This is a genomic window from Mycobacterium simiae (assembly GCF_008370645.1).
Classification (GTDB): domain Bacteria; phylum Actinomycetota; class Actinomycetes; order Mycobacteriales; family Mycobacteriaceae; genus Mycobacterium; species Mycobacterium simiae_A.
Genome location: NZ_VTZN01000550.1, coordinates 1 through 410, shown reverse-complemented (window position 1 = coordinate 410; position 410 = coordinate 1). Strand labels below are relative to the sequence as shown.

Below are 410 nucleotides of genomic sequence, written 5' to 3'. Positions count from 1 at the left end.
CCAGATCGTCCTCAGCGGGCGGATTTCACTGACCTCGCACCGCTGGCTGACCGGCCATCGCGTGGGTGAAACCGTGGTTTTCCCGGCCACCGGACTCATCGATCTGCTGCTTTACGCCGGGGAGCAGGCCGGCTCCCCGGTCGTCGACGAACTCGTCTTGCAGGCCCCCCTGGTCCTGTCCGATGACGCTGCCACCGATCTGCAAATCACCGTCCACCCCCTCGACGACACCCAGCAACGCCCCGTCACCGTCCACGCCCGCACTCACGACAACCACGAGCGCACCCCCTGGACGCTGAACGCCACCGGAAAGCTGAGCGCCCGCACGGCAGGGGTGCCCGCGCCGACGGTGCCGTCGGTGGTTGAGGCTGTCGATGTCACGGGCTTCTACCAGGGATTGGCCGCACAGA

1 protein-coding gene is annotated in these 410 nt (G+C 67.6%); it reads left to right on the top strand.

The window, feature by feature from the left end:
• Positions 1-61: 61 nt before the first annotated feature.
• A partial coding sequence (locus tag F0Q45_RS26850) for a polyketide synthase dehydratase domain-containing protein (RefSeq protein WP_262491213.1) occupies positions 62-410 on the top strand: 349 nt, incomplete at its 3' end.